The organism is Mesorhizobium sp. M0678 (assembly GCF_040320505.1).
Lineage (GTDB): Bacteria > Pseudomonadota > Alphaproteobacteria > Rhizobiales > Rhizobiaceae > Mesorhizobium.
This window is the reverse complement of record NZ_JAMYPT010000021.1, coordinates 25,513-51,757: the sequence shown is the minus strand read 5'-3', so window position 1 is coordinate 51,757 and position 26,245 is coordinate 25,513. Positions and strand designations below refer to the sequence as shown.

The following is a 26,245-nucleotide window of genomic DNA, read 5'->3' as shown; positions in this document are numbered from 1 at the left end:
ACCAAAAGGATCATCTCGATGACGATGAACAGAGTTGTTCTGATCACCGGTGCCTCCAGCGGCATCGGCGCTGGCATTGCCCGCGAGCTTGGCGCGGCAGGTGCGAAGCTGATGCTCGGCGCACGCCGCACCGACCGCCTTGAAGCGCTTGCGGCCGAAATCGAGGCAGCTGGTGGAACGGTTCGCGTGCGAGCGCTCGACGTCACCAGGAGGGCGGATGTCGCAGCATTCGCCGACGCAGCCCGGGCCGAATGGGGCCAGGTCGATGTCATCGTCAACAATGCCGGCGTCATGCCGCTGTCAGCCATGGCAGCCATGAAGGTCGACGAGTGGGAGCTGATGGTGGACGTCAACATCAAGGGTGTTCTGTACGGCGTCGCGGCGGTTCTGCCCGAGATGACGGCACGCGGCTCCGGTCACATCATCAATATCGGTTCCATCGGCGCACTGGCCGTCTCGCCCACGGCCGCCGTCTATTGCGCAACGAAATACGCTGTCCGCGCGATTGCCGATGGGCTCCGCCAGGAGAGTGACGATATCCGCGTAACCTGCATTCATCCTGGCGTGGTGGAAAGCGAGCTGGCGAACACGATCTCCGACGAAGCCGCTGCCGCCGCCATGAAAACCTGGCGTGCTATTGCCCTGCAACCCGATGCCATCGCCAGGGCAGTGCGCTACGCAATCGAACAGCCCGACGATGTCGACGTCAACGAGATCGTCGTGCGTCCGACGAAGGCGGCGCATTGATGCGATCCACTTTGGCCGCAGTGCTTACGCGTATTGCCGTTGCTGTAGCTCCAACCGGCCTGACCCTTCCTTCAACTCCAATCCTCGCGGAAGAACCAATGACGCACCAAGATCATCCCTATGTCGGAATGTGGGTCACCGAGGATCGCCATATCAGGCACGAACTCCTGCCGAACGGCCGTTATGACGAAGCGCGCGGTGACCGCGAAAGCGCCTACCGGGGACGCTATGAAGTGCACGGCAACCACATAGAATACTGGGACGATACGGGCTTCACCGCGGATGGTGAGTTCGTCGAAGGCGTCCTCTATCATGCCGGCATGATCCTTTACCGCCGGCGGTAGAGAGCCACCCTGAGACAAGCACTTCAGGATTCCACAAGACGCTATTGCATGCCTTGCATGAGACGCTCGGCAGCTTGCACTGCAAGGCCCGTCACACCACATATCTTCACGCAAGCGCGGCGGAAAGAAGCAGGATCGCGAGCAGAGTCGACATTGCAAATGGTTGTCACTATATAGCGGCGGCTTTGACGGCTCGCCTCTTACATGGTGCCGGCGAGAGCGCGGTAAATGTGCTAGTCATTGTGACATCTATTGTGATCTAAAACGGCTTGAAAATCGAAAAAAAGCAAATAGAAACAATAGCGCGGGTCGAACGAGTTTCGTCGAGAGAATCAGTCCTCAAGAACTAGAACGTGCTCCTTGAACCCTCCATTCCCTTCAGCTCTGTGGACCTCGGACAAGTTCGGCTTGCCGGGCGAAGCCGACTCGGCTCGAATGGCAGCACGCATCTTTTCGAAGATGCCGACGTTTATGATTACCAACCGGCATAGCCGCTAGGGAAACAGCAGTATGAGTGAACACGCGATCGAGTTCTTGCGCGGGTGGATTGGCGAAAAAGTCCACTGCCAGCCCTCGCCAGCCAGAATCGAGAAGCAGGCCGAGACCCTCGCCAGGGAATGTGCGGCCAAGGCTGCCGAGGCCGGCATACCCCTGGAGGATATCCAGGAAGAGGTCGGCGACATTCAGGAGCTCATTGCTTCGAGGCTCGAAGAGGCGGCCGAGGCCGACCAGGACGAGCGGAATTCCAACAAGCCTGCCGGCTGACGGACCGCCTCCGGCAAAACCTGCCGGGCGAACATTGCCTGTCTGATGCAGTTGCGCGGTCTTATCGCCGCGCAGCTCTGCCAAATCTCTCCTTAAGCCATGTTTTCGGCAACGCCGGCACGAAATTGCCGTCGCGCCCGGTCATGTCTTCATTGGCGACCAGCGCGTTGAGGATTGCTTCCTCCACGCTCTGAACGACGGCGTCGAAGAACGGGTTGATATCGGCATCCGGTATGTAGCCGGCGCTGACCAGCTTGCCGGCCGCGCCGCGCGCCGCGTCGGGATTGGCCGTGCTGAAGGCCAGAAAGATATCGCCGGACGAATTGTATCCATAGCCGCCGGTTAGCGCCACGCCGAGCGGCACGCGTTTCGCCAGCCGTTTCAACTGATGCGGCATGAATGGCGCATCGGTGGCGACGATCGCGATGATCGAGCTCTTCTCCGCTCGCGGCGTGTTGTCCCGGGCCGCCGGATCGGCGAGTTCCGCTCCGGCTCTGATGCCACGGATCACGAGGTTTCGCCGTGCACCGAAATTCGACTGGACGAAGCAGCCGATCGTTAAACGCTTTCCATTCCAGTCGACGCTGCGCGAGGATGTGCCGGACCCTGCCTTGAAGCCGAAGGTGATCATGCCTGTGCCGCCGCCGACGCTGCCCTCTTCGATCGGCCCGCTATCAGCCGTTTCGAGCGCGGAAAACACGTGCTCGAAGCTCACATGGTGGCCGTTGATATCGTTCAGGAAGCCGTCGTAAGTCTCGCCCGCCACCGGCAGCGCCCAGGCGCTGTCGAGCGATTGCGGCAGCACCGTCTGCATCCAGCGCAGCGTTGCGTCGCGGCTGACGCCGCAGGAATGCGTGTTGGTGATGGTGATGGGAAGATTGAACGCTCCGAGCTCCTCTATCAGATGCGAGCCGGTCAGTTCGCCATTGCCATTGGCGCTGAACATCCCGGCAAACGCCGGGACGGCCAACTCGTCTCTGGGCCGTGGCAGGATCGCGGTCACGCCGGTGCGTACCGGACCCTTGCCGACGACGAGCGGCCCATCCCCTGAGATCAGCGTGGTATAGCCGACCGTCACGCCGGGCACATCGGTGATGGCATTGAAGCGGCCTGGCGTGCCATCGAATGGGATCGCGAAGGCGCGGGCGCGCAGTTTGCCCGAGGGCGTCGCAAGATGCGGGTCGGTCATTTTTTCCTCAGAAAAGCGAACCTTGGCCGCCCGGCGCCTTGAGCTTGGCCGCGGGCTTGGCAACCGTCTTCGGCCGCGCCGTGCCACTGATGGCGACTGCATCGGCGGTGCCGTCGGCGAACTCCAGCGAAAGCGCCATCCCCGACACAACTTCTGCCGCGTGCTTGACCACCGCGCCGTCCGCATCCTTGACCAGCGCGAAGCCTCGCGCCAGCACGGCCTTGTGCGAGAGCGTCGCCAGCAGCCGGTCGGCCTGCGTCAGTTTTCCACGCAGACGGTCCAGCCGCCGCGAAATCGCCTGGTCCTGCCGCCGCGTCAGTGCCAGCAGGGCATCGCCTTGCAGTTTCTGCCGTCTTGCGATCGGCGCCGGTGACAGTCTGGTCGCCGTGCGCGAAAACCGCGCCCGACGCTCGCGCACGATGGCGAAGAAAGCCGCTTGCGCACGGGCGAGGTCGCGGCGGGTCAGAGTGCGGGCTTCGTTCATGCGCCGCGACAAAGTCGCCGGCGTCAGCCGCTGCCCCAGAAGCCTGGCTCGCTTGCGCTCGACGCTGACCGACAGCGCCCGGCCGAGCCGGCTCGTCGCCTCGTCGAAGCGCCGCCGCGGCAGCGCCAGCAACTGGTCGGGCGAGGGCAGCGCACGGGCGGCCGCGCGTGCCGCCTGCCGCTTGCGTTCGAAATTGCGCGACAGTGCGGTCTTCAACCGCGCGCCAAGGCCGGCAAGCGTCGCTTCGAGGTCGACCTTGACCGGCACGGCGATCTCGGCGGCGCCTGTCGGCGTCGGCGCCCGCACATCCGCCGCCAGATCGATCAATGTCCAGTCGGTCTCGTGGCCGACCGCGGAAATCACCGGAATGCCCGAAGCGGCGACGGCCCGGGCAAGCGCTTCGTCGTTGAACCCCCACAGATCCTCCAGGCTGCCGCCGCCGCGCGCCACGATCAACAGATCGGGCCGCGCGATGGCGCCGTCCCATGGCAGTGCGTTGAAGCCGTTGACGGCAGCGGTCACTTCCGCACCCGCCGTCTCGCCCTGCACCCGCACCGGCCAGACCAGCACGTGCAGCGGAAACCGGTCCTTGATGCGGTGGATGATGTCGCGGATGACGGCGCCTGTCGGCGAGGTGACGACGCCGATGACGCACGGCATGAACGGCAGCCTGCGCTTGCGCGCCGCGTCGAACAGGCCTTCGGCCTGCAGCCGGCGCTTGCGCTCGTCCAGCAGCGCCATCAGCGCACCGGCACCGGCCGGCTCGAGATTGTCGATAACGATCTGGTAGTTCGACTTTCCGGGATAGGTGGTGAGCCGGCCGGTGGCGATCACCTCCATGCCTTCCTCTGGACGGAATTTCAGCCGGCTCATCGTGGTCTTCCACACCACGGCGTCGAGCCGCGCGCGATCGTCCTTCAGGCAGAAATAGGCATGGCCGGAGGAATGCGGTCCGCGATAGCCGGAAATCTCGCCGCGCACCCGTACATTGCCGAAGACGTCCTCGACCGTACGCTTCAGCGCGCCGGAAATCTCGCTCACCGTATATTCGGTGGCGTTGGTGCGTGATTCGGATGCTGCGTCGCTCATCGGCCGATTGGGGGACGATTGCTGGCCGGCGTCAAGGCGGCCGTGTTCGATGTCCGCCCCAAACGCGCGATCACCAGCCCGGCAGGATCTGGTTCGGCTTGGTCCGCTTCATCTTGGCGAAGGCGAGGGCGGCGAAATCGAACGTGCCGGTCTCCTCGCCGAGTGGCACGGAAATATTGTCGAGGCTCTCCGAAATGTGGCGCGCAAGCGCGTCGACGATCTCCGGCCGCGAGGTCTGACCGCGCATGATACCGATGCGGCAATCGGGCAGGGCGCCGAAACCGTCGGCCTCGCCCAGCACCCGCATGCCGGGCCGCAGCGCGCATTCCGGCAGCACCGAGATCGCCAGACCGGAAAGCACCGCGGCGGCGATGACGGTGGCAGAGAAGCTGGTGAACAGGATGCGATAGTCGCGGCTCTGCTGATCGAGCACGTCGGCGGCGGCCCGCCGCCAGATGCAGTTCGGCCGGCCGAAGGCCATCGGCAGGATCGGCTGCTCATGCGTCGCATGGTTGGCCGAGGTAACCCACAGCAGCGGTTCGCGCCGCACCACTTCCGACTGGCCGCGCGCGTCGTTGTGCGTCACCAGCGCCAGGTCGAGATTGCCGCGCTTGATGTGTTCGACCAGTCCCGGCGTCGGTTCGCAGATAACGGTCAGTTCGACATGCGGGTTGGAACGGGCAAACCGCGCCATGATCTCTGGCAGGAAGCGATCGGCATAATCGTCCGGCGTGCCGATGCGGATGGTGCCTTCGAGCCGGCGGTCGTCGAAGGCGGCCAGTGTTTCCTTGTTGAGATAGAGCAGCCGCCTTGCGTAGGAGAGCAGTCTGTCGCCTTCCTCGGTCAGCCTGTTGGTGCGGCCGTCTTTTTCGAACAGCGGCTTGCCGATCCGTTCCTCCAGCCGCCGCATCTGCATCGACACCGCAGACTGGGTGCGATGCACCGCTTCCGCCGCGCGGGTAAAGCTGCCGGTGTCGACAATCGAGATGAAGGTCTGCAACTGATCGAGATCGAGCGGCGCTTTCATTGGCCTAATCCATCATTGATGCTGATGCTAAAGATTAGAAACATTCGTTGGATTAATCAATCGGGCCATGGCAAATTCCGATTGTCCACATGAAGGCATGTGAATCGAAGCCGGAACGGCCGCTGTCGCCAGCGCCCGATCGACCGGTTTCGCCCGTTCGAATGTGAAGGAGACCGACATGGCTACGTTTGATTTCGCTACCGAGACCTCGCGCATCACCTCGCGTCCGGCCGTTGCGACGCGCGTGGCCAATGCCGCTGCCAATGTTTACCGCGCCTGGAGAAACCGCCGCGCCTTTTATCGCCTCGGCGAGATGTCGGATGCCGAGCTCGCCGACATCGGCCTGACCCGCGCCGACCTGCACGTCGCTGTCGGTGTACCCTTTGGCCGCGATCCGACAGAAAGGCTTCGCGTCATCGCGGTCGAGCGCGCCGAAACGATCGAGGATATTGCCCGCAAGGTGGTGTGATCGCGTGGTTTCGCCGTTCGGGCGCGTTGAACCTTTTTGAGGCACGACGCCACTAAGTTACGCAGGCTCCCCACTCCCTGCCGGATCCCCCCGGCCAGCCTGCGCGCTGCCCGGTCCTCCCAGGACCGGGCTTTCTTTTTTGGGCGGCACTGATGATTGGTTGCCGGTGTCTGGTCTACCGCCGGCCCATGCCCTGCTTGAACTGGTCGAAGATCGACTCCATGCCTTTCTGGTAGTCGTCGCGCTGCTGGGCGCCTGTCTCGAACATCTTGCCGAACAGGTCGTCGAACGGATTTCTCGGCCTGCCGCTCGGATTGGCCTGCGGCTGCGGCGCCTGGGGTTGCTGCGGCGCCTGACGCGGCTGAGACTGTTGTGCGCCACCGCCGAACATGTCCTGCAGCACTTTGCCGAGCGGATTGTCACCATAAGGGTTCTGTGTCTGCTGGGGTTGGTTCTGCGGCTGCTGTGGCTGTGGTGCACCGCCGCCGAACATATCCTGCAGTACCTTGCCGAGCGGATTGTCACCATAAGGGTTCTGTGTCTGCTGCGTCTGTTGCGGCTGCTGCCCGCCGCCGAACATGTCCTGCAACACCTTGCCCAGCGGGTTGTCGCCGTAAGGGCTCTGCGTCTGTTGCGGCTGCTGCCCGCCGAACATGTCCTGCAGCACCTTGCCGAGCGGGTTATCCGTGGGGCCTGCAGGCTGAGGGGCCGGTGCCTGGCCGCCGCCGCCCCCCTGCCGCATCATCTGCTCGATGAGCTCGCCGAGCGGATTGCCGCCGCCTGCCGCATGCATCTGCCCGCCTAACTGGTTGGTGGTCTGCTTGAACAGCCCGCCCATCATCATCGAGGCGATTGCCGGCAGCATCTGCTGCAACACCTGCTGGCTGACGCCGCTCGCCTGCGCGGCCTGGTTGGCGACGGCCCGCGACAGGTCCTTCGAGCCGAACAAATGGCCGAGAATACCGTTGCCTTCATCGAGGCCCTGCGGCGAGAAGGCCCGGCTTGCATCCTCGAAATATTTGGCGTGCTGGCCGCTTGCCATCGCCGTCATGAAGGAGCCGAGCCCATAAGGGTCCGCCGTGTTGCGCTTCAGCCCCTGCGAAAAGGCCGGCAGCAGCGCCGCGACCGCTGCCTGCGTCTGCTGCTGCGAAAGCCCGAACTGCTGGGCCAGCGCCTGCATGCCGTTGCCGTTCTGGGCCTGTGCCAGAATATCGAACAATGAAGGCATTGTTTTCTCCTCCGGGAAAATCCGCGTTGGAGAAGCCTAGTTCGTTTCCATCACTGATTGAAGCGAATTTGCCGGACCATCGGCCAAGCGGATAGCGAAGCGTTAATACGCGTATTCCATGAACACCGGCTCGATCGAGCCGCCCCAGCGTGTGTGGTAGGCCGAGAGCATCTCTTCGGCGCTGGTGGTGCCACGCGCGACGACCTCGTCCAGCGTGTTGAGGAACGACGTCTCGTCGTAGCCGTCGCGGTTCTTGCGGCCGCGGTTCTTCAGTCCCATGCGCGAGATGACGAGCACGTCGCGGGCGATCTCGCGCAATGTCGTGTTGCGGAAGGGCGCCGAAATGCCCTGTTCCGGCACTGCGTTGCGCATTGCCAGCACTTCGTCGTAGCTCCAGCTCGAGGTCAGCGCCTCGGCCGCGTCGAGCGCAGCCGCATCGTAGAGCAGCCCGACCCAGAAGGCCGGCAGCGCGCAGATGCGCCGCCACGGCCCGCCATCGGCGCCGCGCATTTCGAGAAAGCGCTTCAACCGCACGTCCGGGAACAGCGTCGACAGATGGTTCGCCCAGTCGCCCATCGTCGGCAGCCCGTCCGGCAGTTCGTTGCGGGCGGCGCCCGCCATGAACTGGCGGAAGGTGATGTGCGTCATGTCATGGTACTGGCCGTCGCGGATGACGAAATACATCGGCACGTCGAGCGCCCATTCGACATAATCGGCAAAGCCGAAATCGGGCGAGAAGCAGAACTCGAGCAGCCCGGAGCGCTGATTGTCGGTGTCGCGCCAGATCTCGCCGCGCCAGCTCTGCAAGCCGTTCGGCCGGCTTTCGGTGAAGGGCGAGTTGGCAAACAGCGCCGTCGACAGCGGCTGCAGCTTCAGCGACACCTGCATCTTGCGGCGCATGTCGGCTTCGCTTTCGAAGTCGAGGTTCACCTGGATCGTGCAGGTCCGGTACATCATGTCGAGACCTTTGGTGCCGACCTTGGGCATGTAGCGGGTCATGATCTCGTAGCGCGATTTCGGCATCTTCGGCGTCTCGGCCAGCGACCATTTCGGGCTGCCGCCAAGGCCGAGAAAACGAATGCCCATCGGTTCGGCGATCTCGCGCACCTGCGCCAGATGCGCATTGCCTTCGCGGCAGGTCTGGTGGATCGTCTCCAGCGGCGCGCCGGACAGCTCGAACTGGCCGCCTGGCTCCAGCGAGATCGCGCCTTGGCCGGTCGGCTCGACCAGGCCGATGATGCGGCCGGCATCCATGATCGGGTCCCAGCCGAGTTTGTCCTGCATGCCTTCGAGGATGGCGCGGATGCCGCGCTCGCCACCATAGGGCACCGGCGCATTGCCGTCGACATAGAACGGGAATTTCTCGTGCTCGGTGCCGATGCGCCATTTGTCGCGCGGCTTGTTGCCTTCGGCCAGGTGCTCGACGAGTTCGTCGACGCCTTCGATCGGCCGGAAATCGGTAGTATCGCGCGCCATAGGAGCCCTCCGCACATGACCCTGAAAATCGGCTTCGATTTTCGGAAGGGATCAGGTGCCCAATCAAATGCTACAGCGTCCTTTGCGCGCCCGAAAGGACACGCGGCCACTGCCGGCGCTAGATGGACGAAATGTCAGTAGCCGATCAAGCGAAAAATCCTGAGCCAGCGGGTAATTGGAATTGATCACCAATCGCCGATTGTCGCCTGGATCAGCGCCAGTGCCGCCACCGCCGCCGTATCCGCTCGCAGGATGCGCGGCCCGAGCGGAATCGCGGTAACGAAGGGCAGCGCTCTCAGCATCCTGCGTTCCTCGTCGGAAAAGCCGCCCTCCGGTCCGACCAGCAGACCGAGCTTTCTCTCCCGCACCGCCTGCAATGCCGGCAGGGGATTGTTGGTCGATGCATCCTCGTCGCAGAAGATCAGCCGCCGCTCGCGGTCCCAGTCCGCCAGCAGGCGCTCGAATCTTTCCGCTTCGCGCAGCTCCGGCACCGCCAATATGCCGCATTGTTCGGCCGCCTCGACGACATTGGCGCGCAGGCGCTCGATGCCGGGCTTTGCCACCTGCGTATGCTGGGTGATGACCGGCTGCAGGATGCCGGCGCCCATCTCGACCACCTTTTGCACGAGGTAGTCGAGCCGCCCCTGCTTCAGCGGCGCGAAGCAATAGACGAGATCGGGCAGCGGCGGCTGCGAGCGCTGCAGCTTCATCACCTTCAGGTGCAACGCCTTCTTCGACTTCGCGGCGATCGCCGCCGACCATTCGCCGTCGCGGCCGTTGAAGACCAGAATTTCGGCGCCTTCGCCGAGCCGCAGCACGTGCGAGAGATAATGGCTCTGCTGCGGGCCGACGTCGAACTCGATGTCCGGTCCAAGCCCGTCCGGCACGAACAGCCGCTGCATCTTGTAATTGGCGCGCATCGCCGAGGAATGCGGCAACGTCACCCTCGGCGTCAAGCCTCGGCGGAAGGATGCCAGACAGGCTCGTAGCCTTTCTGCAGCACCGAAACAGTTGTCGCTGGCGTGAGCAGGCGGATTGGACTGTCGGTAAAACCGCCGAACCCCACCGGTTCGCCATAACCGCCGAAACTCCAGGGCAGCGCGGCGCCATCAAACAGGGCGTACGCCCTGTTTCCTGACGAGATCATCGTGCCGTCAGGCAAGTCCGCAAGCGCTTCCGGTTTCAGTCTCGTCGCTCGTCCGCCCGGGGCCAGGCGCTCCTTGTGCAGGCGCTTGTCGAGCTGCGGCGCGCGTGGCTCGGCAATGCCGAAGGCGTCGCCGAAACGCCGGACAAAATCCCTGGCCCGCTCGCGCCGGCAGAAGAAGCAGGGACGGTGGCCGGCGGCAAGTGCCGTCACCTCGTCGAGGAAAAACAGCTCGGTCCAGCCGGCCTTGCCGCCAGCCCGGTTGCGCCCCATCGGCTCGCGCCGCACGTTGCCGAATTCGCAGACGCAGATGATCCAGGCTTGCAGCGCCCAGCGCTTCCTCAACAGCGTTCTCGTCTCGGGGTCGTGAATGATGCCGCGATTGCCCATGAACAGGCCGCGCTCCGGCACGGCATGGATGGCGCCGAACGGGTCGACCCGGTTTTGCAGTGGCATAGGCGTTCCCTGTTGGCTGCAATGCTGGTGCCATGATATCGCTCGTTGCATCAATTTCATGTCAGCAGGTTTCGATGCGGGTCTTGGTTGTCCAGAACTTCGACAATGAGGGCCTTGGCCAGATCGGCGCGGCCCTTGTCGAGGCGGGCGTCGATATCGACCTGCGCCGTCCCTACTGCGGCGACGCGCTGCCGCAAGATAGCGGCGGGCATGACGCCATGGTAGTGCTCGGCGGCGCCCAGAATGCGCTGGACGACGAGCTCTGTCCTTATTTTCCGGGCCTGCTCGACCTGACGCGCGACTTTGCCGAGAGGGATCGCGCGGTGCTTGGTATCTGCCTCGGCAGCCAGTTGGTCGCGCGCGCCTTTGGCGGCGAGAACCAGATCGGCGGCGCGTCGGAGTTCGGCTGGCACGAGGTCGCGCTCACCGCGGCGGCGCAGGCCGATCCGGTGCTCGCCGCTTTGCCTGAAAAATTCCCGATCTTCGAATGGCACGACGACACCTTTGTCTTGCCCGAGACTGCCGTTCGGCTGGCCGGCAATGCCGTCGCCGAGAACCAGGCGTTCCGCATCGGCCGCGCCGTCTATGGTTTCCAGTTTCATTTCGAAGCGGACCGGCCGATGGTTCGCGACTGGAGTACGTCCTTCGCACCGCTGATCGCCGAACGCCATCCGGATTGGGCCGTCCGGCTCGACGACGAAATGGCCCGCAACGGACCGCAAGCCGATGCCGCCGGCCTGGCCATCGCCCGCGCCTGGGTGGCGACGATCTGACGGCCCATATAGTCAACGTATTTGGCGACGTTGCATATTTGGCACGCGGCGGCAAATCCGCCGGGGATAACGCGTTTCATCCTTGGCCTGTGTCTGTCCGCCAGCCTAAAAGGCGCGCGCTCTGCATCTTGCGTGCAACCGCGATGAACCTTTCCTGTGACCCGCGCGACACACCGCCGATACAGAACATGCCTAGAAGCTCGAAACCGTCCGACATTTGCGACGTATTTTGCGTTTCAACGCATTGGTAACCCGCTCGTGCCTAGATGCAGGAAGCTCAACAAGAGATGACGTCCGTGAAAGCAGCCTTTTTGTCCTTTGTCATGTTGTCGGCCATCGTCTTGTGCGGCCTCGGCATTTATTCCGCCGACGCGGCCAACGACCACAATGCCGTTGACGGCTACGGCGTCACCGCCGCGCTTCGCTAGACCCTCTGCACATAACTCCACGCCTTACCTACGCCCGCTCACCCGTGACTGTCAGGATATGCTTGTCAGCGCCGTCTACCACGAGCGCGGTGAGGTTTCCCGATTGCCAGGCGAGGGTGTCGACGTTGACGCGGTTGCCGGTGATCTCGGGTTTGGGCACCGGCGTATGGCCGTGCACCACGATCTTGGGATGAAGACCGGCGTGGTCGTGGAAGACCTCGCGGATCCAGATCAGGTCCTGCCGGCTCTGGCTTTCCAGCGCAACGCCGGGCCGGATGCCGGCATGGCAGAAGAAGAAGTCGCCGAAGGTCACCGAAAAGGGCAGCGAGCGCAGGAACTCGACATGGTTCTGCGGCACCGCCTCGACCAGTGCGGCGTGGCCTTGCCGCAATGCCGCATCGGCCCGGCCAAACCAGGCGCTGCCCCCACCGAGCGACACGCCATAGGATAGCGCCGTCTGGATGCCGCCATAGCGCATGAACAGCCCGTCCGGATCGGGGACATCGAGAAAATCGAGGAAGCCGAGATCATGATTTCCGGCCAGCATCAGGTGACGCCGATCGCGTCTTTGCGCGTCGATCAAGAAATCGATGACGCCCCTGGAGTCCGGGCCCCGGTCGACATAGTCGCCGAGATGGATCACGCGCCAATCGGCCGACGGTCTTTGACTGAGCTCCGCCTCGATCCGCCGGTGCATGGCGGTCAGCAAATCGAGCCGGCCGTGCACATCGCCGATCGCGTAAAGGCGCATGCCTTGCGGTCCGCGCGCCTCGTAGAAACTGATGCCGGGCTCCGTCAATGCCTGCGTCGCCTCCATGATCATGCCGTCACGGGACTTTAGCGCCGAAGCTGATCCTTGCCCATGTCGGTGACCAGGCGCTTTCCGCACAGCGCCAGCGTTATGTCCATCTCCTTGCGGATGATTTCCAGCGCCTTGGTAACCCCTTCCTTGCCGAGCGCGCCGAGGCCGTACAGGAAAGGCCGTCCGATATAGGTGCCCTTGGCGCCGAGGCACAGCGCCTTGAGCACGTCCTGGCCGGAGCGGATGCCGCCGTCCATATGCACCTCCATCGTGTCGCCGACGGCGTCGGCGATCTCTTCGAGCGCCATGATCGACGACGAGGCGCCGTCGAGCTGGCGGCCGCCATGGTTGGAAACGATAATCGCATCGGCACCCGTCCTGGCCGCCATCAGCGCGTCGTCCTTGTCGAGTATGCCTTTCAGGATCAGCTTGCCGCCCCAGCGCTCCTTGATCCAGGCGACGTCCTTCCACGACAGGTGCGGATCGAACTGCTCCTTCGTCCACGACGACAGCGAGGCGAGGTCGCCGACGCCCTTGGCATGGCCGACGATGTTGCGGAAGCTCCGGCGCTTTGTCCCGGCCATGCCGACGCACCAGCGCGGCCTGGTCGCCATCTGCCAGATGTGCTTCGGCGTCATCCGCGGCGGCGCCGAAAGCCCGTTGCGGATATCCTTGTGGCGCTGGCCTAGGATCTGCAGGTCGAGCGTCAGCACCAGCGCCGAGCATTTCGCCGCTTTTGCACGGTCGATCAGATCGAAGACGAAATCCTTGTCGCGCAGCACATAGAGCTGGAACCAGAATGGCTTCCTGGTCACCGACGCGACATCCTCGATCGAGCAGATGCTCATCGTCGACAGCGTGAACGGCACGCCGAATTCCTCCGCAGCCTGCGCCGCCAGCATCTCGCCGTCCGGATGCTGCATGCCGGTCATGCCGGTCGGCGCCAGCGCCACCGGCATCGCCACCTTCTCGCCGATCATGGTCGATTCCAGCGAGCGATTGTCCATGTCGACCAGCACGCGCTGGCGGAACTTGATCTTCTGGAAGTCCTCTTCGTTGGCCCGGTAGGTGCTTTCGGTCCAGGCGCCGGAATCGGCGTAGTCGAAGAACATCTTCGGCACGCGGCGGCGCGCCAGGTCCTTGAGGTCGGCGATGGTGAGAATGCTGCTCATGGATCTTTTTTCCGCTGGTTCTTCGCTGGTTCGTCGTTGAATTTTCTGGGCGGTGCCTACGGCTGTTTTCTTGCCGGCTCACCGCCACCGGGCTCGGAGCGCTGCCTGAGCCTCAGCCGCGACACGCGCTGCCAGTCGCCGCTGCGCTCGGCCTCGGCCATCGATCGTTCGACGTAGGAGATGTGGTCCATCGCCGCCTGCCGCGCCGCAGCCGGATCGCCGGCCTTGACCGCCGTGTAGATTGCCCGGTGCTGCGAAAGCAGCGTCTCGCGCGCGCCCGGCACGTTGAACACCAGCCGCCGGTTCTGGAACACGCCTTCCGACAGCAGCCGATAACAGGAGCGCAGCGTGTGCAGCAGGATGATGTTGTGCGCGCATTCGCAGATCGCGTGGTGGAACTCGACGTCGATTTCCGCCTCGTCGTCGAAATTGCCGGTCCGGTGCGCCTCGTCCATACGTGCCATGATGCGGTCGAGCAGCGCCAGATCGTCCGATGTGGCACGGCGCGCCGCATATTCCGCCGCCACCGCCTCGATCTCGCGGCGGTACTCCAGATAGTCGGTCACCGCCTTGCGATGCATCGAGATCAGGTCGGTCACCGGCTTGGTGAACAGCTGGCCGATGACATCGGCGACATGGGTGCCGCCGCCTGGCCGTGTCGTCAACAGCCCGCGCCCTTCCAAGGCTTTCAAGGCATCGCGCAGGATCGGCCGCGACACCTCGAACTGGCGCGCCAGTTCGCGCTCGCCCGGCAGCCGGTCGCCGGTGCGCAGGACGCCTTCGAGGATCAGGCTCTCGATCTGCTGCACCACCTCGTCGGCGGTGCGCGAATGCTCGATCCGGGAGAAAATGTCGCTCAAACGGGATGCCTGGGGGTTGAACCGATGTCGCGCAAGATAAAGCCAGCGTCGCCAACTGGTCAAATTATTTATCCAATTCGCCGGGGCCGGGTCCGTTTCATAGCCGCGGCTTCATATCAGCTTGAGCTAAACTGGCTGTTTGCGCCCTCTGGAGATTGCCTCTAGAGCAACCAGGAAAAGTGTGAAACGGTTTTCCGTCCGGAATTGCGCAGAATCAAAGAGATAGAGCGGTTCGCCGTTTCCGTGAAACGATGGACCGCTCTAGAGGGACATCATTGCCAAAGGGCTCACAGAAGCCCGGGGGACCAGCCGTGCCAGACGCCGACCCTTCCAACCTCGAATTCCAGCTGCGCGCCAAAGCCGTGGGCGGCACCGTCATGGGCTTTCCGGCGCATGAAGGTCGGCCGGGCGCGCTCGGCGAGGTCCACGCCCGGCCGCAGCCGCTGGTCGAAAAGCCGCGCGTGCTGGTGCAGCTTTCCTTCATGACCGAAGCTGGATCCGGGATCGATCAGGCCGTGCTTTCCGAATTGTCGCGACGCCTCGGCATTGCCGCGCCCGACCCTCACGCCCGCCACCACGCGATGAAATGGGGCAAGGGCTCGCTGCGTTGGGAACGCCACACGGAATTCTCGACCTATCTCTGGGAAGGCCCGCTCGCCGAAAACGGCAGGGGGCAAGAAGACACACCCTTCGGCAACGGGTTTTCGCCGCCGGGCACGGTGATTTCCGGCATCAGGCTGGAGATCCGCAAATGGACGCCGGCGAACGAAAAACTGATCGCCGGCTTCGACCCGACCAGCCTGTGCTATTCGCTGGTCGAGCGCGGCAACGCGGCCATCGTCACCGATTTCCGTCAGGATGGCGACGGCTTGACCCGAATGCTGGTGCTCGACCGCGGCCTGACCCCGGCGCGCACCGGGGCACTGTCGCAGCGGCTGATCGACATCGAGACCTACCGCACGCTGGCCATGCTTGGGCTGCCGCTGGCCCTGACGCTGTCCGGTCGCGCCCGCCGCATCGAAGACAGGCTGGCCCAGACAACGTTGGAAATGAAGGTCGCCGAGACCCGCGACAGCCAGACGCTACTTGCCGACTTGACCGAACTGGCCGCCGAGCTGGAGGCCGATGCCGCCTCCAGCCTCTACCGCTTCGGCGCCAGCCGCGCCTATGACGGCATCGTGCGCGAACGGCTGGAGGCGCTCGACGAAGAGGCGGTGCCCGGCTACGACACCTGGGGCGGTTTTCTGCAGCGCCGCGTGGCGCCGGCGATGCGTACCTGCCGTTCGGTCGAGGAGCGTCAGGCCAACCTGTCGACGAAGCTCACCCGTGCCACCACACTGCTGCGCACCTGGGTCGACGTCGAGGTCGAGAAGCAGAACCGCGATCTTTTGGCATCGATGAACAATCGCGCCCGCCTGCAATTGCGGCTGCAGCAGACGGTGGAGGGGCTCTCGGTCGCCGCGGTTTCCTACTATGTCGTCGGCCTCATCGGCTACGTCGCCAAGGGCGCCTCGATCTTCGGCCATGCCTTCGCGCCGGAAATGGTCACCGCCGCCTCGGTGCCGCTCGCCATCGTGCTCGTCTGGTGGGGCGTGCGCCGCGTCCGCCGCATGCACTCCGAACCAGGCAAGCAGCCGGGCGAGTAGTGTGGGGCGCAGCGGCAGATTGCCGCTGCGGAAGGCTGTCTCGGCCATAGGCCTCTCATCCCGGCCAAAGCGGCATTTGCAAGCGACCACCGTCGCTGGTAAAAGATTTTTACCAGTCGATCGAAGGAGGCTGTCGATGTCCGGCCTTGCCATGCCGAAACCAGACGACGCCACGATGCGCCGGCGCGACGAGATCGTCGCCGATATGCGCATCATGGTGCCGGGCGAGGGTGTCGTCGACGCCGCCAATGCCATGCGCGCCTTCGAGAGCGACGGGCTCACCGCCTACCGGCAATTGCCGCTCGTCGTTGTACTGCCGCAAACCGTGCCCCAGGTCTCGCGGGTGCTGAAATATTGCAGCGACCGCAACATCCGCGTCGTGCCGCGCGGCTCCGGCACCTCGCTCTCCGGCGGTGCGCTGCCGCTCGAAGACGCGGTGCTGCTGGTGATGAGCCGCTTCAACCGCATCCTCGAGATCGATTTTCAGAACCGCGTCGTCGTCGCCCAGCCCGGCGTCACCAATCTCGGCATCACCACCGCCGTCGAGCAGGAGGGCTTCTATTACGCCCCCGATCCATCCTCCCAGATCGCCTGCTCGATCGGCGGCAATGTCGCGGAAAATTCCGGCGGCGTGCACTGCCTGAAATACGGTCTCACCGCCAACAATGTGCTCGGCATCGAGATGGTGCTGATGAATGGCGAGGTGGTGCGCCTCGGCGGCAGCCATCTCGACGCGGAAGGCTACGACCTGCTCGGCGTCATGACCGGCTCCGAAGGACTGCTCGGCGTCGTAACCGAGGTCACCGTACGCATCCTGAAGAAGCCGGAGACGGCGCGTGCCCTGCTGATCGGTTTCCCGACCAGCGAGCAGGCCGGCCAATGCGTTGCCGACATCATCGGCGCCGGCATCATTCCGGGCGGCATGGAGATGATGGACCGTCCGGCCATCCACGCCGCCGAGGATTTCGTCCAGGCCGGCTATCCCTTGGATGTCGAGGCGCTGCTGATCGTCGAGCTGGACGGGCCGGGTGTCGAGGTCGACCACCTGATCGGCCTGGTCGAAGCCATTGCTTTTAGGAACGGCTCGACCACATGCCGCACGTCGCAGTCGGAACAGGAGCGGCTGAGCTTCTGGGCCGGCCGCAAGGCGGCGTTCCCGGCGGTCGGCCGCATCTCGCCCGACTACTACTGCATGGACGGCACCATCCCGCGCAAGGAACTGCCGCGCGTGCTCGCCGGCATGCGCGAGCTGTCGGAGAAATACGGGCTCGGCGTCGCCAATGTCTTCCACGCCGGCGACGGCAATCTGCACCCGCTCATCCTCTATGACGCCAACGTGCCGGGCGAACTCGACAAGGCAGAGAGTTTCGGCGCTGACATATTGCGGCTCTGCGTCAAGGTCGGTGGCGTGCTGACCGGCGAGCACGGCGTCGGCGTCGAGAAGCGCGACCTGATGCCGGAAATGTTCAACCAGATCGACCTCGACCAGCAGATGCGCGTCAAATGCGCCTTCGACCCCAACCATCTTTTGAATCCCGGCAAGGTCTTCCCGCAATTGAGGCGATGCGCCGAGCTCGGGCGGATGCACGTGCATCGCGGGCAAGTGGCGTTTCCGGACATTCCGAGGTTTTGAGTGGGTATGTTGGCGCTTGAACACCCCCCTCTGTCCTGCCGGACATCTCCCCCTCAAGGGGGGAGATTGGCAGCTTGCACGCCTCAGCCTTCTTTCAATATTGACGATTGGCGAAGCCAGACGCGACGTTCGATCTCCCCCCTTGAGGGGGAGATGTCCGGCAGGACAGAGGGGGGCGCGAAGGAACGCGACGTCTTTGCATTTGCCATTGGCGCATCCGCCTCATGACCACCTTCGTCCCCACCATCGCAGCCGAGGTCCTCTCCACCGTCGCCTGGGCCGCGGCGGAAGACGCACCGCTGGAAATCCTCGGCCACGGCTCCAAGCGCTGCATCGGCCGGCCGCAGCAGAGTGAGCATACGCTCGACCTTTCCAAACTCTCCGGCGTCATGCTTTACGAGCCGGCCGAACTGGTGCTGTCGGCAAAAGCCGGCACGCCGCTGGCCGAAATCGAAAGCCTGCTTGCCGAAAACGGCCAGCAACTTGCCTTCGAACCGATGGATTACGGCCCGCTGCTCGGCGGTGAGCCAGCGCGAGGCACGATCGGCGGCGCACTCGCCGCGAACCTTTCCGGCCCGCGCCGGCTGAAGGTGGGTGCTGCGCGTGACCATATCCTCGGCATAGCGGCCGTTTCCGGGCGCGGCGAGGCCTTCAAGTCGGGCGGCCGCGTCGTCAAGAACGTCACCGGCTATGATCTGTCCAAGCTGATGGCCAACAGCTGGGGCACGCTGGCGGTGCTCACCGACGTCACCTTCAAGGTGCTGCCTGCTGCCGAGACCGAAGTCACGCTCGCCATCCGCGGCCTGCTCGACGATCACGCCGCCGCCGCCATGGCGCTGGCGCTGGGTTCCAGCGCCGAAGTGTCGAGCGCTGCCCATCTTCCCGAACGGGTCGCAGCTAGGGTCGCCGGCGGCAGTCTCGGCAGCGATGCCGCGACGCTGCTGCGCATCGAGGGTTTCGGCCCGTCGGTCGCCTATCGCATCGCCGCGCTGAAAGACCTGCTGAAAAACGCGGGGCCGCTGCAGGAGATTTCCGGTTCGGTCTCGTACTCGGTCTGGCGCGATGTCCGCGACTCCGCGCCGTTCGCCGATGGCAGCGAAAGGCCGGTGTGGCGCGTCTCGATGGCGCCGTCGCGGGGCCACCAGATGGTGCTGGCGCTGCGCATGCAGGCCCCGGTCGATGCCTTCTACGATTGGCAGGGCGGGCTGATCTGGCTGCGCATGCAGCAGGACGATCCCGAGGCTGGCCTGTTGCGCGGCCTGATCAGAAGACATGGCGGCGGCCATGCGACGCTGGTGCGCGCAACCCCTTCGCACCGCGCCGCCGTACCGGTGTTCGAACCGCAAGCGCCGCAACTGGCAGCACTGTCGGCGCGGCTGAAGGCCGAATTCGACCCGAAGAATATCCTCAATCCCGGCCGTATGGCGCCGGGCGCAAGCTCTGCTACTCTCGCGCCGGCAACCGAGGGAGGAGCACAATGAGCGATCCAGGCCAAAACGGTACGTCACGCCAGACCGACCGCTGGCTGGAGCCCGGCCCGACCAACGCGCTGGTCATCTACATCCTCTATCTCGCCGGCCTAGCCATCGGCGTCAGCGGCATTGTCGGCATCGTCCTGGCCTATATCAATCGCGGCAAGGCCGGCGGCTTCGTCGAGAGCCATTACACATTCCTGATCCGCACCTTCTGGATCGGCCTGCTCTATGCACTGATCTCGGCGCTGCTGATGATCGTGGTCATCGGTGTCGTGCTGATGGTTGCCGTCGCGGTCTGGTTCATCGCCCGCTGCATTCTTGGCCTGCAGGCGCTGCAGCGCGGCGAGGCGGTCAAGAACCCGGAAAGCTGGTTTCTGGGATTATGAGCATGATCCCCAAAAGTGGGTACTGGTTTTGGGAAAAGATCATGCTCAAACGGTAGGGATTCGTTTACGTGCAGACCAATTTCTCAGCTGCCCAGCTCGCCGATCCGCATGTCGCGGAATCGGAGAAGATCCTGCGCAAATGTGTGCATTGCGGCTTCTGCACCGCCACCTGCCCGACCTATGTGACGCTCGGCAACGAACTGGATTCGCCGCGCGGCCGGATTTATCTGATCAAGGACATGCTCGAAAACGGACGGCCGGCCGACAAGCAGATCGTCACCCATATCGACCGCTGCCTGTCCTGCCTCGCCTGCATGACCACCTGCCCGTCGGGCGTCAACTACATGCATCTGGTCGACCACGCCCGCGTCCATATCGAGGAGACCTACAAGCGTCCGCTGGCCGATCGCCTGACACGCGCCATGCTGGCCTTCGTGCTGCCCTACCCCTCGCGTTTCCGCGCGGCGCTCAAGCTGGCGAAGCTCGGCCAGCCATTCGCCGGCCTGTTTGAGAAAATCCAGGCATTGAAGCCTTTGGGTGCGATGTTGAAGCTGGCCCCGGCGTCGGTCCCGGCAGTCTCGCCGATGGCCTCGCCGGGCGTCCATGCCGGGCAGGGCGCGAAGAAAAATGGCCGCGTCGCCATCCTCACCGGCTGCGCGCAATCCGTGCTCGATCCCGGCATCAACGACACGACGATTTCGCTGCTGACCCGGCTTGGCGTTGAGGTCGTGGTGCCCGAGGGCGAGGGCTGCTGCGGCGCGCTGGTGCATCATATGGGGCGCGAGGACGCTGCCTTGGCGTCGGCCCGACGGAACGTCGACGCCTGGACGCGCGCCGTCGAGCAGGGCGGACTCGACGCCATCGTCATCACCGCATCCGGGTGCGGCACCACCATCAAGGATTACGGCTTCATGCTGCGTCTCGATCCGGCCTATGCCGACAAGGCCGCGCGCGTCTCGGCGCTGGCCAGGGACATCACCGAATATCTGGCAAGCCTCGACCTGCCCGAGCCGGTCCGCAAGCCGGGCACCATCGTCGCCTATCACTCAGCCTGCTCGATGCAGCACGGCCAGAAGATCACCCGCCAGCCGAAGGAGCTTCTGGTCCGTGCCGGCTTCGTCGTGCGCGAGCCGCGCGAAGGGCATCTGTGCTGCGGTTCGGCCGGCACCTACAACATCCTGCAGCCCGGGATTTCGGCAACGCTGCGCGACCGCAAGGTCAGGAATATCGAGGCGACCGGTGCCGAAATCGTCGCCACCGGCAATATCGGCTGCATCACCCAGATCGCTTCTGCCGCCAAGCTGCCGGTGGTGCATACGATAAAGCTGCTCGCCTGGGCCTATGGCGGGCCGAAGCCGGAAGGCGTTCCGGAAGAAAAGCTGGTTGCGGCTGAGTAACAGGATGGTCGTGGGCGTCAGGCCCCTCATCCGGCCGCTTCGCGTCCACCTTCTCCCCGCTGGGGAGAAGAGGGTGGCACCAACGCTGGCGATCTCCTCTCCCCTCGGGGAGAGGTCAGCCGAGCGAAGCGGAGGCTGGGTGAGGGGGCTTGGCGCCTGCGGGTCTTTATTCCGCCGCGAGCCTGTCAACTACGCCATAAGTCGCCTGATAGCGGGCACGCTGCCGGCTGAGGGCCACCATCGTGTTGCGCAGCAGGATCGCCACAGTGATCGGGCCGACGCCGCCCGGCACCGGCGTGATCCAGGACGCGACATGCTTGACGCTCTCGGTGTCGACGTCGCCGACGATGCGGCTTTCGCCGTCCGGCCCGATCTCCGAATTGATACCGATGTCGATGACGGCAGCGCCCGGCTTGACCATGTCGGCCTTGATCAGCCGCGGTTTGCCGACCGCGACGAACAGTGCGTCGGCGCGGCGTGCGTGTGCCGCCACCGAACGCGTCATGTGGTGACAGACGGTCACCGTCGCGCCTTCGCTCATCAAAAGGAACGCGATCGGCTTGCCGACGATCTCGGAATGGCCGACGACCACCACCTCGAGCCCCTTGAGGTCGAGGCCGGTTTCCCTGAGCAGTTCGACCGAAGCGGCGGCGGTGCAGGGCGCCAGGTCGAGCTGGTTGTAGACGATGTTGCCGATCGAGGCCGGATGCATGCCCTCGACATCCTTGAGCGGATGCACCGCCGCCTGCAGCGTCTTGATCGGAATGTGCACCGGCACCGGCCGCTGGATGATGATGCCGGTGACGCGCGGGTCGGCGTTAAGCCCGTGGATTGCCGCTTCCAGTTCGCCGGCGGTGATGTCGGCGCGAAAGCGCCTTTCCTCGAAGCCGATGCCGGCCAACCCGGCCTTGGCGCGCTGGTTGCGGACATAGACGTCGACCGCGGCGGTATCGCCGACGGTGACCGACACTAGCTTGGGCGGAAAGCCTTCGGCGGTGGCGATCGCCGCGTCCTCGCGCACGCCGGCGATGATGCGTTGGGCAACCGGGCCGCCTCTGAGATAGCGGCTGTCATCGGAAAGGGACATTGGGATGGGGCCTTTATCTGGATTTTAGCCGCCACATAGCAAAGCAACCGCGAAAAGGCAGCGCGAAAAGCGAACCGCCATGCCGGTCGCGCGACGTGCCGGCAAAATCTTCCCGTCAATTCCTGCTGGCGGAAACAAAAAGGGCAGCACGGCTTGCCGCGCTGCCCTTTCGTGACTGGCCGCATCCCCACACGGCCCGTCCCCCGTTATTCAATGCTCCCGAGGCTTCTGAGCAGAATCATCGGTGAGGTCAACCGCAGATTACATCACTACAACCGTCGTGCCAACATTGACCCGCTCGTAAAGGTCGACCACGTCCTCGTTGCGCATGCGGATGCAGCCCGACGACACCGCGCCGCCGATCGTCCAGGGCTGATTGGTGCCGTGGATACGGTACTCGGTCGAGCCGAGATAGAGCGCGCGTGCGCCGAGCGGGTTTTCCATGCCGCCGGCGAGATAGGTCGGCAGATAACGGCCCTTGGCGGCTTCGCGGGCGATCATCACCGCCGGCGGCCGCCAATCCGGCCAGACGCGCTTGTTGGTGACCTTGTGGGTGCCGGACCATTCGAAGCCCGGCTTGCCGGTGCCGACGCCATAACGCCGCGCCTTACCGTTTTTCCCGATCAGATAGAGGAAATTCTCTCGCGTATCGATGACGATCGTGCCCGGCTTCTGCGGGCCGTCATAGGCGACTTCCTGCGGCAGATAGATCGGGTCGATCTGCGGCCGCATCACCATGCGCTTGGCCGGCGCCTGCACCGCTGCGGTGCGCAGCTGATCGGGTTCGGCCAGCCGCCGGTAGCGCCGTTGCGGCTGCGCCTCTTGCCGGCTCTGCCGCACGATGCCCGGCGCATGGCCGAGCTGCAGCACCCAGGGCGCCGAAAGATCTGGGCTGACCACCACCGGCGGCCTCTCGGCATAGCGGTCGTTGGCATTGGCGGCGCCGGCCGCAAGCACGGCCGCGGCGCCGAACAGGGGGAACAAGAATGTCTTCATCGCAACGCACCTTGATCGTCGAACATGCCGGGGTGCAAAGCCTCCCCGATTTCGCCGACATTGGGCGCGAAGCGGCAACCGAAACATGAATCGGAATGCGTAAAATGCCGATCTGTCAGTAAAGCTTTTGGTGTGGTTACCGCCCGGTTCAGGAATCTGGTAAAGCCGCGGTAAAGCCCGCGTCAAAACGCGTTAACGCCAAGACACGAACGGAATTCCGCCATGGATGAAAAGACAGGTCTGCTTGCCGGTCCCGACGGCATCGCCCGCTGCTTCTGGCACGGCAACCTGCCGGATTATCTCCACTACCACGACCACGAATGGGGCCGGCCGGTCGCCGACGACCGCCGCCTGTTCGAGAAGATCTGCCTCGAAGGTTTTCAGTCGGGCCTGTCCTGGCTGACCATATTGCGCAAGCGCGACAATTTCCGCGAGGCGTTTGCCGGCTTCGATGTCGACAAGATCGCCGCCTTCACCGACGCCGATGTCGAGCGCCTACTCGGCAATGCCGGCATCATCCGTCACCGCGGCAAGATCGTTTCGACCATCAACAACGCCAAGCGCGCCCGCGAGCTCATCGACGAGGCCGGCTCGCTGGCCGCCTGGTTCTGGAAGTTCGAACCCGGCCCGCACGAGCGGCCCGAGATCGTCGATCTCGCCCATCTGCGCGCCAATCCGACGACGGCCGTCTCGGTCCGCATTTCGAAAGAGCTGAAGAAGCGCGGCTGGAGCTTTGTCGGCCCGACCACCGTCTACGCCTTCATGCAGGCGATGGGGCTGGTCAACGACCATCTCGAGGGCTGCGTCTGCCGCGAGCCGGTCGAGGCGGAACGGAAAGCGTTCAAGCGGCCGAAATAGCGGCTCAGGCGCCGCCGGCGCCGGCGAGGAAAAACCCGGCAAGGATGGCCGCCAGCGCGGCGAACACCGGATAGATCACCAGCAGGCCGGTCATCAGCACGTCGCGCATCGTCGGTCCGCTGCGCTGTTGCGCCGCGATCTCGAACGGTCCGGCGATTTGCTTCGTCTTCGGCGCATAACCATCGGCCGGCCGCAGCCGGACCGAGGCGTCGCGTGCGCCGCTATCGATGATGTCGAACTTCTGTAGCGTGGCCATGGCCCCGAGCCCCTTGTTTCGGCGCGCTTATCGGCCCGGATTGTGTCGGCACGATGCCGCGCGCATGGCGCAATTGTTTCATTTGTGATGCGGTTTGTTTCGGGGATGGTCGCCTTGCCTGATGGCTTTGCGCTGCCCCTCATTGCCCTGCCGGGCATTTCTCCCCGTATAGGGACGGGGAGAAAGGACGCCTCCGCCGGTGGTTTCGCCAATCACAGCGTTGCACAAGTAGCGCCGAGGCTGCGACAAGTCCCCTTCTCCCCGTCACTATACGGGGAGAAGGTGCCGGCAGGCGGATGAGGGGCGGCGCGACGTTTGCGAACCAACTGGTCCCGCGACATCGCGGAAAAGGCGCAAACCCTTGCCTTCTCCGGGCTGCATCGGTAGGACACGCCGACCCGAAATAAGTCACCGTTTACATAGCAAAGTACCCATCCCATGGCCGACAAATCCGAAAAGATGAAAGCGCGGCTGCCGCGCGGCTTTGTCGACCGCGGCGCCGACGATCTGCGCGCCGTCGAGAAGATGATGGCGACGATCCGCTCGGTCTTTGAGCTCTACGGTTTCGAGCCGGTCGACCAGCCGCTGATCGAATACACCGATGCGCTCGGCAAGTTCCTGCCCGACCAGGACCGGCCGAACGAGGGCGTGTTCTCGTTCCAGGACGATGACGATCAGTGGCTGTCGCTGCGCTACGACCTGACCGCGCCGATGGCGCGCTTTGTCGCCGAGAATTTCGAGCGCCTGCCGAAACCCTATCGCAGCTATCGCTCCGGCTGGGTGTTCCGCAACGAGAAGCCCGGTCCCGGCCGCTTCCGCCAGTTCATGCAGTTCGACGCCGACACGGTCGGCACGCCGGGCGTTGCCGCCGATGCCGAGATGGCGATGATGATGGCCGACGTGATGGAGGCGCTCGGCATCAAGCGCGGCAATTACGTCGTCCGCGTCAACAACCGCAAAGTGCTCGACGGCGTGCTGGAGGCGATCGGCCTCGGCGGCGACGAGAACGCTGGCCGCCGGCTGCAGGTGCTACGGGCGATCGACAAGCTGGACAAGCTGGGCGTCGAGGGGGTTCGTCTGCTTTTGGGCGCCGGGCGCAAGGACGAGAGCGGTGATTTTACCAAAGGTGCCGGGCTGGGTAACGCGCAAATCGATGTTGTGATCAGCTATTTCACGGTCATGGCGCAGCATGATCCCGAACAAATTGTCCAGACACTGGGATCTATCACCCCAGGGCTCAGCAATCTTGTCGAGGAAAGGAAACTCGAACATCTCGGCATAACGAATGCCTCGTTCGTTGAGGGTCTTGCAGAGCTGGAGCAGATAAGAACCATGGTCGCGCAAAGCGGCTACGGTGAGGATCGTATCCGCATCGACCCATCCGTCGTGCGTGGCCTCGAATATTACACCGGCCCGGTCTATGAGGCCGAGCTGCTGGCCGAGATCCCCAACGAGGACGGCCAGATCGTGCGCTTCGGCTCGGTCGGCGGCGGCGGCCGTTATGACGGTCTGGTCTCGCGCTTTCGTGGCGAGCCGGTGCCGGCGACCGGTTTTTCCATCGGTGTCTCGCGGCTGATGACGGCGCTGAAGAACCTCGGCAAGCTCGATATTTCCGATGTCATCGCGCCGGTCGTCGTGCTGACCATGGACAAGGATACGGAAAGCCTCGGCCGCTACCAGAAGATGGTGGCCGAGCTGCGCGCCGCCGGCATCCGCTCGGAAATGTATCTCGGCGGCGCCGGCATGAAGGCGCAGCTGAAATATGCCGACCGTCGCGGCAGCCCGGTCGCCGTCATCCAGGGCGGCGACGAGCGCGCCAAGGGCGAGGTGCAGATCAAGGACCTGATCGAAGGCGCGAAAATGTCGGCCGAGATCGCCGACAACGCCGAATGGCGTGCCGCACGGCCGGCGCAGGTGACCGTGGCGGAAGGCGATCTGGTCGCCGAGGTGAAGAAGATATTGGCGGCGCAGGCGGCCGACCGAGCGAAGGGTGGCGCGTGAGCACCCCCCTCTGGCCTGCCGGCCATCTCCCCCTCAAGGGGGGAGATTGGATATCGC

The 26,245-nt window shown here is 64.3% G+C and carries 26 protein-coding genes; 13 read left to right on the top strand and 13 right to left on the bottom strand.

Features of this window, described 5'->3' with window-relative positions; all coding sequences use genetic code 11:
• The first annotated feature begins 18 nt into the window (after positions 1–18).
• The 3 genes from NKI29_RS26895 to NKI29_RS26885 all read left to right on the top strand — a co-directional run bounded on the left by NKI29_RS26895 (position 19) and on the right by NKI29_RS26885 (position 1,856).
• The gene (locus tag NKI29_RS26895) at positions 19–747 is read left to right on the top strand and encodes an SDR family oxidoreductase (RefSeq protein WP_352698065.1); all 729 of its coding nucleotides are present in this window, start codon (positions 19–21) and stop codon (positions 745–747) included.
• The gene (locus NKI29_RS26890; RefSeq protein WP_352577548.1) at positions 747–1,091 is read left to right on the top strand and encodes an Atu4866 domain-containing protein; all 345 of its coding nucleotides are present in this window, start codon (positions 747–749) and stop codon (positions 1,089–1,091) included. The genes NKI29_RS26895 and NKI29_RS26890 overlap by 1 nt, the downstream gene beginning before the upstream one ends.
• A gap of 510 nt (positions 1,092–1,601) precedes the next feature.
• Positions 1,602–1,856, top strand: a complete 255-nt coding sequence (locus NKI29_RS26885; RefSeq protein ID WP_023677464.1) for a DUF768 domain-containing protein — start codon at positions 1,602–1,604, stop codon at positions 1,854–1,856.
• A gap of 61 nt (positions 1,857–1,917) precedes the next feature.
• Here the strand turns inward: NKI29_RS26885 and NKI29_RS26880 are convergent, their stop codons facing one another.
• The 3 genes from NKI29_RS26880 to NKI29_RS26870 all read right to left on the bottom strand — a co-directional run bounded on the left by NKI29_RS26880 (position 1,918) and on the right by NKI29_RS26870 (position 5,645).
• On the bottom strand, positions 1,918–3,045 hold the full coding sequence (locus NKI29_RS26880; RefSeq protein ID WP_352698063.1) for a DmpA family aminopeptidase: 1,128 nt from the start codon (positions 3,043–3,045) through the stop codon (positions 1,918–1,920).
• Positions 3,046–3,052: 7 nt separating this feature from the next.
• Positions 3,053–4,618 (bottom strand): exodeoxyribonuclease VII large subunit, encoded by a 1,566-nt coding sequence (gene xseA / locus NKI29_RS26875; protein ID WP_352457093.1) that lies wholly within the window; start codon positions 4,616–4,618, stop codon positions 3,053–3,055.
• A 70-nt stretch (positions 4,619–4,688) separates the two neighbouring features.
• Complete coding sequence (locus tag NKI29_RS26870) at positions 4,689–5,645, bottom strand: LysR substrate-binding domain-containing protein (protein ID WP_023680469.1); 957 nt, start codon at positions 5,643–5,645, stop codon at positions 4,689–4,691.
• 178 nt (positions 5,646–5,823) lie between these two features.
• Here NKI29_RS26870 and NKI29_RS26865 point away from each other — a divergent pair, with 178 nt between their 5' ends.
• The gene (locus NKI29_RS26865; protein WP_352571613.1) at positions 5,824–6,114 is read left to right on the top strand and encodes a DUF1127 domain-containing protein; all 291 of its coding nucleotides are present in this window, start codon (positions 5,824–5,826) and stop codon (positions 6,112–6,114) included.
• Between the two features lie 175 nt (positions 6,115–6,289).
• On the opposite strand, the gene NKI29_RS26860 is transcribed toward NKI29_RS26865, so the two are convergent.
• From NKI29_RS26860 to NKI29_RS26845, 4 genes are all read right to left on the bottom strand, one after another.
• On the bottom strand, positions 6,290–7,342 hold the full coding sequence (locus tag NKI29_RS26860) for a DUF937 domain-containing protein (RefSeq protein WP_352797833.1): 1,053 nt from the start codon (positions 7,340–7,342) through the stop codon (positions 6,290–6,292).
• Positions 7,343–7,444: 102 nt separating this feature from the next.
• On the bottom strand, positions 7,445–8,818 hold the full coding sequence (locus NKI29_RS26855; RefSeq protein WP_023680466.1) for a glutamate--cysteine ligase: 1,374 nt from the start codon (positions 8,816–8,818) through the stop codon (positions 7,445–7,447).
• Between the two features lie 185 nt (positions 8,819–9,003).
• Positions 9,004–9,738, bottom strand: coding sequence for a 16S rRNA (uracil(1498)-N(3))-methyltransferase (locus tag NKI29_RS26850; RefSeq protein WP_352797855.1), 735 nt, complete (start codon positions 9,736–9,738; stop codon positions 9,004–9,006).
• Positions 9,739–9,770: 32 nt separating this feature from the next.
• Positions 9,771–10,418, bottom strand: a complete 648-nt coding sequence (locus NKI29_RS26845) for a hypothetical protein (RefSeq protein WP_352797830.1) — start codon at positions 10,416–10,418, stop codon at positions 9,771–9,773.
• A 74-nt stretch (positions 10,419–10,492) separates the two neighbouring features.
• Here NKI29_RS26845 and NKI29_RS26840 point away from each other — a divergent pair, with 74 nt between their 5' ends.
• Both NKI29_RS26840 and NKI29_RS26835 read left to right on the top strand, forming a co-directional pair.
• Complete coding sequence (locus NKI29_RS26840) at positions 10,493–11,191, top strand: type 1 glutamine amidotransferase (protein WP_352797828.1); 699 nt, start codon at positions 10,493–10,495, stop codon at positions 11,189–11,191.
• Positions 11,192–11,478: 287 nt separating this feature from the next.
• The gene (locus tag NKI29_RS26835; RefSeq protein WP_292664785.1) at positions 11,479–11,619 is read left to right on the top strand and encodes a hypothetical protein; all 141 of its coding nucleotides are present in this window, start codon (positions 11,479–11,481) and stop codon (positions 11,617–11,619) included.
• 28 nt (positions 11,620–11,647) lie between these two features.
• Here NKI29_RS26835 and NKI29_RS26830 read toward each other — a convergent pair whose 3' ends face one another.
• Genes NKI29_RS26830 through NKI29_RS26820 form a run of 3 tightly spaced genes read right to left on the bottom strand, consistent with a single transcriptional unit; the run spans position 11,648 to position 14,453 of the window.
• The gene (locus NKI29_RS26830; RefSeq protein ID WP_352624704.1) at positions 11,648–12,418 is read right to left on the bottom strand and encodes a metallophosphoesterase; all 771 of its coding nucleotides are present in this window, start codon (positions 12,416–12,418) and stop codon (positions 11,648–11,650) included.
• Positions 12,419–12,456: 38 nt separating this feature from the next.
• Positions 12,457–13,593 carry an alpha-hydroxy acid oxidase gene (locus NKI29_RS26825; protein WP_352571609.1) on the bottom strand — a complete coding sequence of 379 codons (1,137 nt, stop codon included), beginning with the start codon at positions 13,591–13,593 and terminating at the stop codon, positions 12,457–12,459.
• 56 nt (positions 13,594–13,649) lie between these two features.
• Positions 13,650–14,453 (bottom strand): FadR/GntR family transcriptional regulator, encoded by an 804-nt coding sequence (locus NKI29_RS26820; RefSeq protein ID WP_352571608.1) that lies wholly within the window; start codon positions 14,451–14,453, stop codon positions 13,650–13,652.
• A 311-nt stretch (positions 14,454–14,764) separates the two neighbouring features.
• Between NKI29_RS26820 and NKI29_RS26815 the strand changes: the two genes are divergently transcribed.
• From NKI29_RS26815 to glcF, 5 genes are all read left to right on the top strand, one after another.
• Positions 14,765–16,099 (top strand): DUF3422 family protein, encoded by a 1,335-nt coding sequence (locus NKI29_RS26815; protein ID WP_352571607.1) that lies wholly within the window; start codon positions 14,765–14,767, stop codon positions 16,097–16,099.
• A 136-nt stretch (positions 16,100–16,235) separates the two neighbouring features.
• Positions 16,236–17,732, top strand: coding sequence for an FAD-linked oxidase C-terminal domain-containing protein (locus NKI29_RS26810; RefSeq protein ID WP_352457562.1), 1,497 nt, complete (start codon positions 16,236–16,238; stop codon positions 17,730–17,732).
• Between the two features lie 224 nt (positions 17,733–17,956).
• The gene (glcE, locus tag NKI29_RS26805) at positions 17,957–19,213 is read left to right on the top strand and encodes a glycolate oxidase subunit GlcE (protein WP_352797825.1); all 1,257 of its coding nucleotides are present in this window, start codon (positions 17,957–17,959) and stop codon (positions 19,211–19,213) included.
• On the top strand, positions 19,210–19,593 hold the full coding sequence (locus NKI29_RS26800) for a DUF4870 family protein (RefSeq protein WP_352614815.1): 384 nt from the start codon (positions 19,210–19,212) through the stop codon (positions 19,591–19,593). The genes glcE and NKI29_RS26800 overlap by 4 nt, the downstream gene beginning before the upstream one ends.
• A gap of 68 nt (positions 19,594–19,661) precedes the next feature.
• Positions 19,662–20,990 carry a glycolate oxidase subunit GlcF gene (glcF, locus tag NKI29_RS26795; protein WP_352577554.1) on the top strand — a complete coding sequence of 443 codons (1,329 nt, stop codon included), beginning with the start codon at positions 19,662–19,664 and terminating at the stop codon, positions 20,988–20,990.
• 166 nt (positions 20,991–21,156) lie between these two features.
• Here glcF and NKI29_RS26790 read toward each other — a convergent pair whose 3' ends face one another.
• Together NKI29_RS26790 and NKI29_RS26785 are read right to left on the bottom strand one after the other, a co-directional pair.
• Positions 21,157–22,077 carry a bifunctional 5,10-methylenetetrahydrofolate dehydrogenase/5,10-methenyltetrahydrofolate cyclohydrolase gene (locus tag NKI29_RS26790; protein ID WP_352797822.1) on the bottom strand — a complete coding sequence of 307 codons (921 nt, stop codon included), beginning with the start codon at positions 22,075–22,077 and terminating at the stop codon, positions 21,157–21,159.
• A gap of 261 nt (positions 22,078–22,338) precedes the next feature.
• Positions 22,339–23,073 (bottom strand): L,D-transpeptidase, encoded by a 735-nt coding sequence (locus NKI29_RS26785; RefSeq protein ID WP_352571602.1) that lies wholly within the window; start codon positions 23,071–23,073, stop codon positions 22,339–22,341.
• Positions 23,074–23,295: 222 nt separating this feature from the next.
• Here NKI29_RS26785 and NKI29_RS26780 point away from each other — a divergent pair, with 222 nt between their 5' ends.
• Positions 23,296–23,931 (top strand): DNA-3-methyladenine glycosylase I, encoded by a 636-nt coding sequence (locus NKI29_RS26780; protein WP_352457566.1) that lies wholly within the window; start codon positions 23,296–23,298, stop codon positions 23,929–23,931.
• Between the two features lie 4 nt (positions 23,932–23,935).
• On the opposite strand, the gene NKI29_RS26775 is transcribed toward NKI29_RS26780, so the two are convergent.
• Positions 23,936–24,187 carry a hypothetical protein gene (locus NKI29_RS26775; protein ID WP_031213141.1) on the bottom strand — a complete coding sequence of 84 codons (252 nt, stop codon included), beginning with the start codon at positions 24,185–24,187 and terminating at the stop codon, positions 23,936–23,938.
• Positions 24,188–24,625: 438 nt separating this feature from the next.
• Here NKI29_RS26775 and hisS point away from each other — a divergent pair, with 438 nt between their 5' ends.
• Positions 24,626–26,188 (top strand): histidine--tRNA ligase, encoded by a 1,563-nt coding sequence (gene hisS, locus NKI29_RS26770; RefSeq protein WP_352797820.1) that lies wholly within the window; start codon positions 24,626–24,628, stop codon positions 26,186–26,188.
• Positions 26,189–26,245 lie beyond the last annotated feature (57 nt).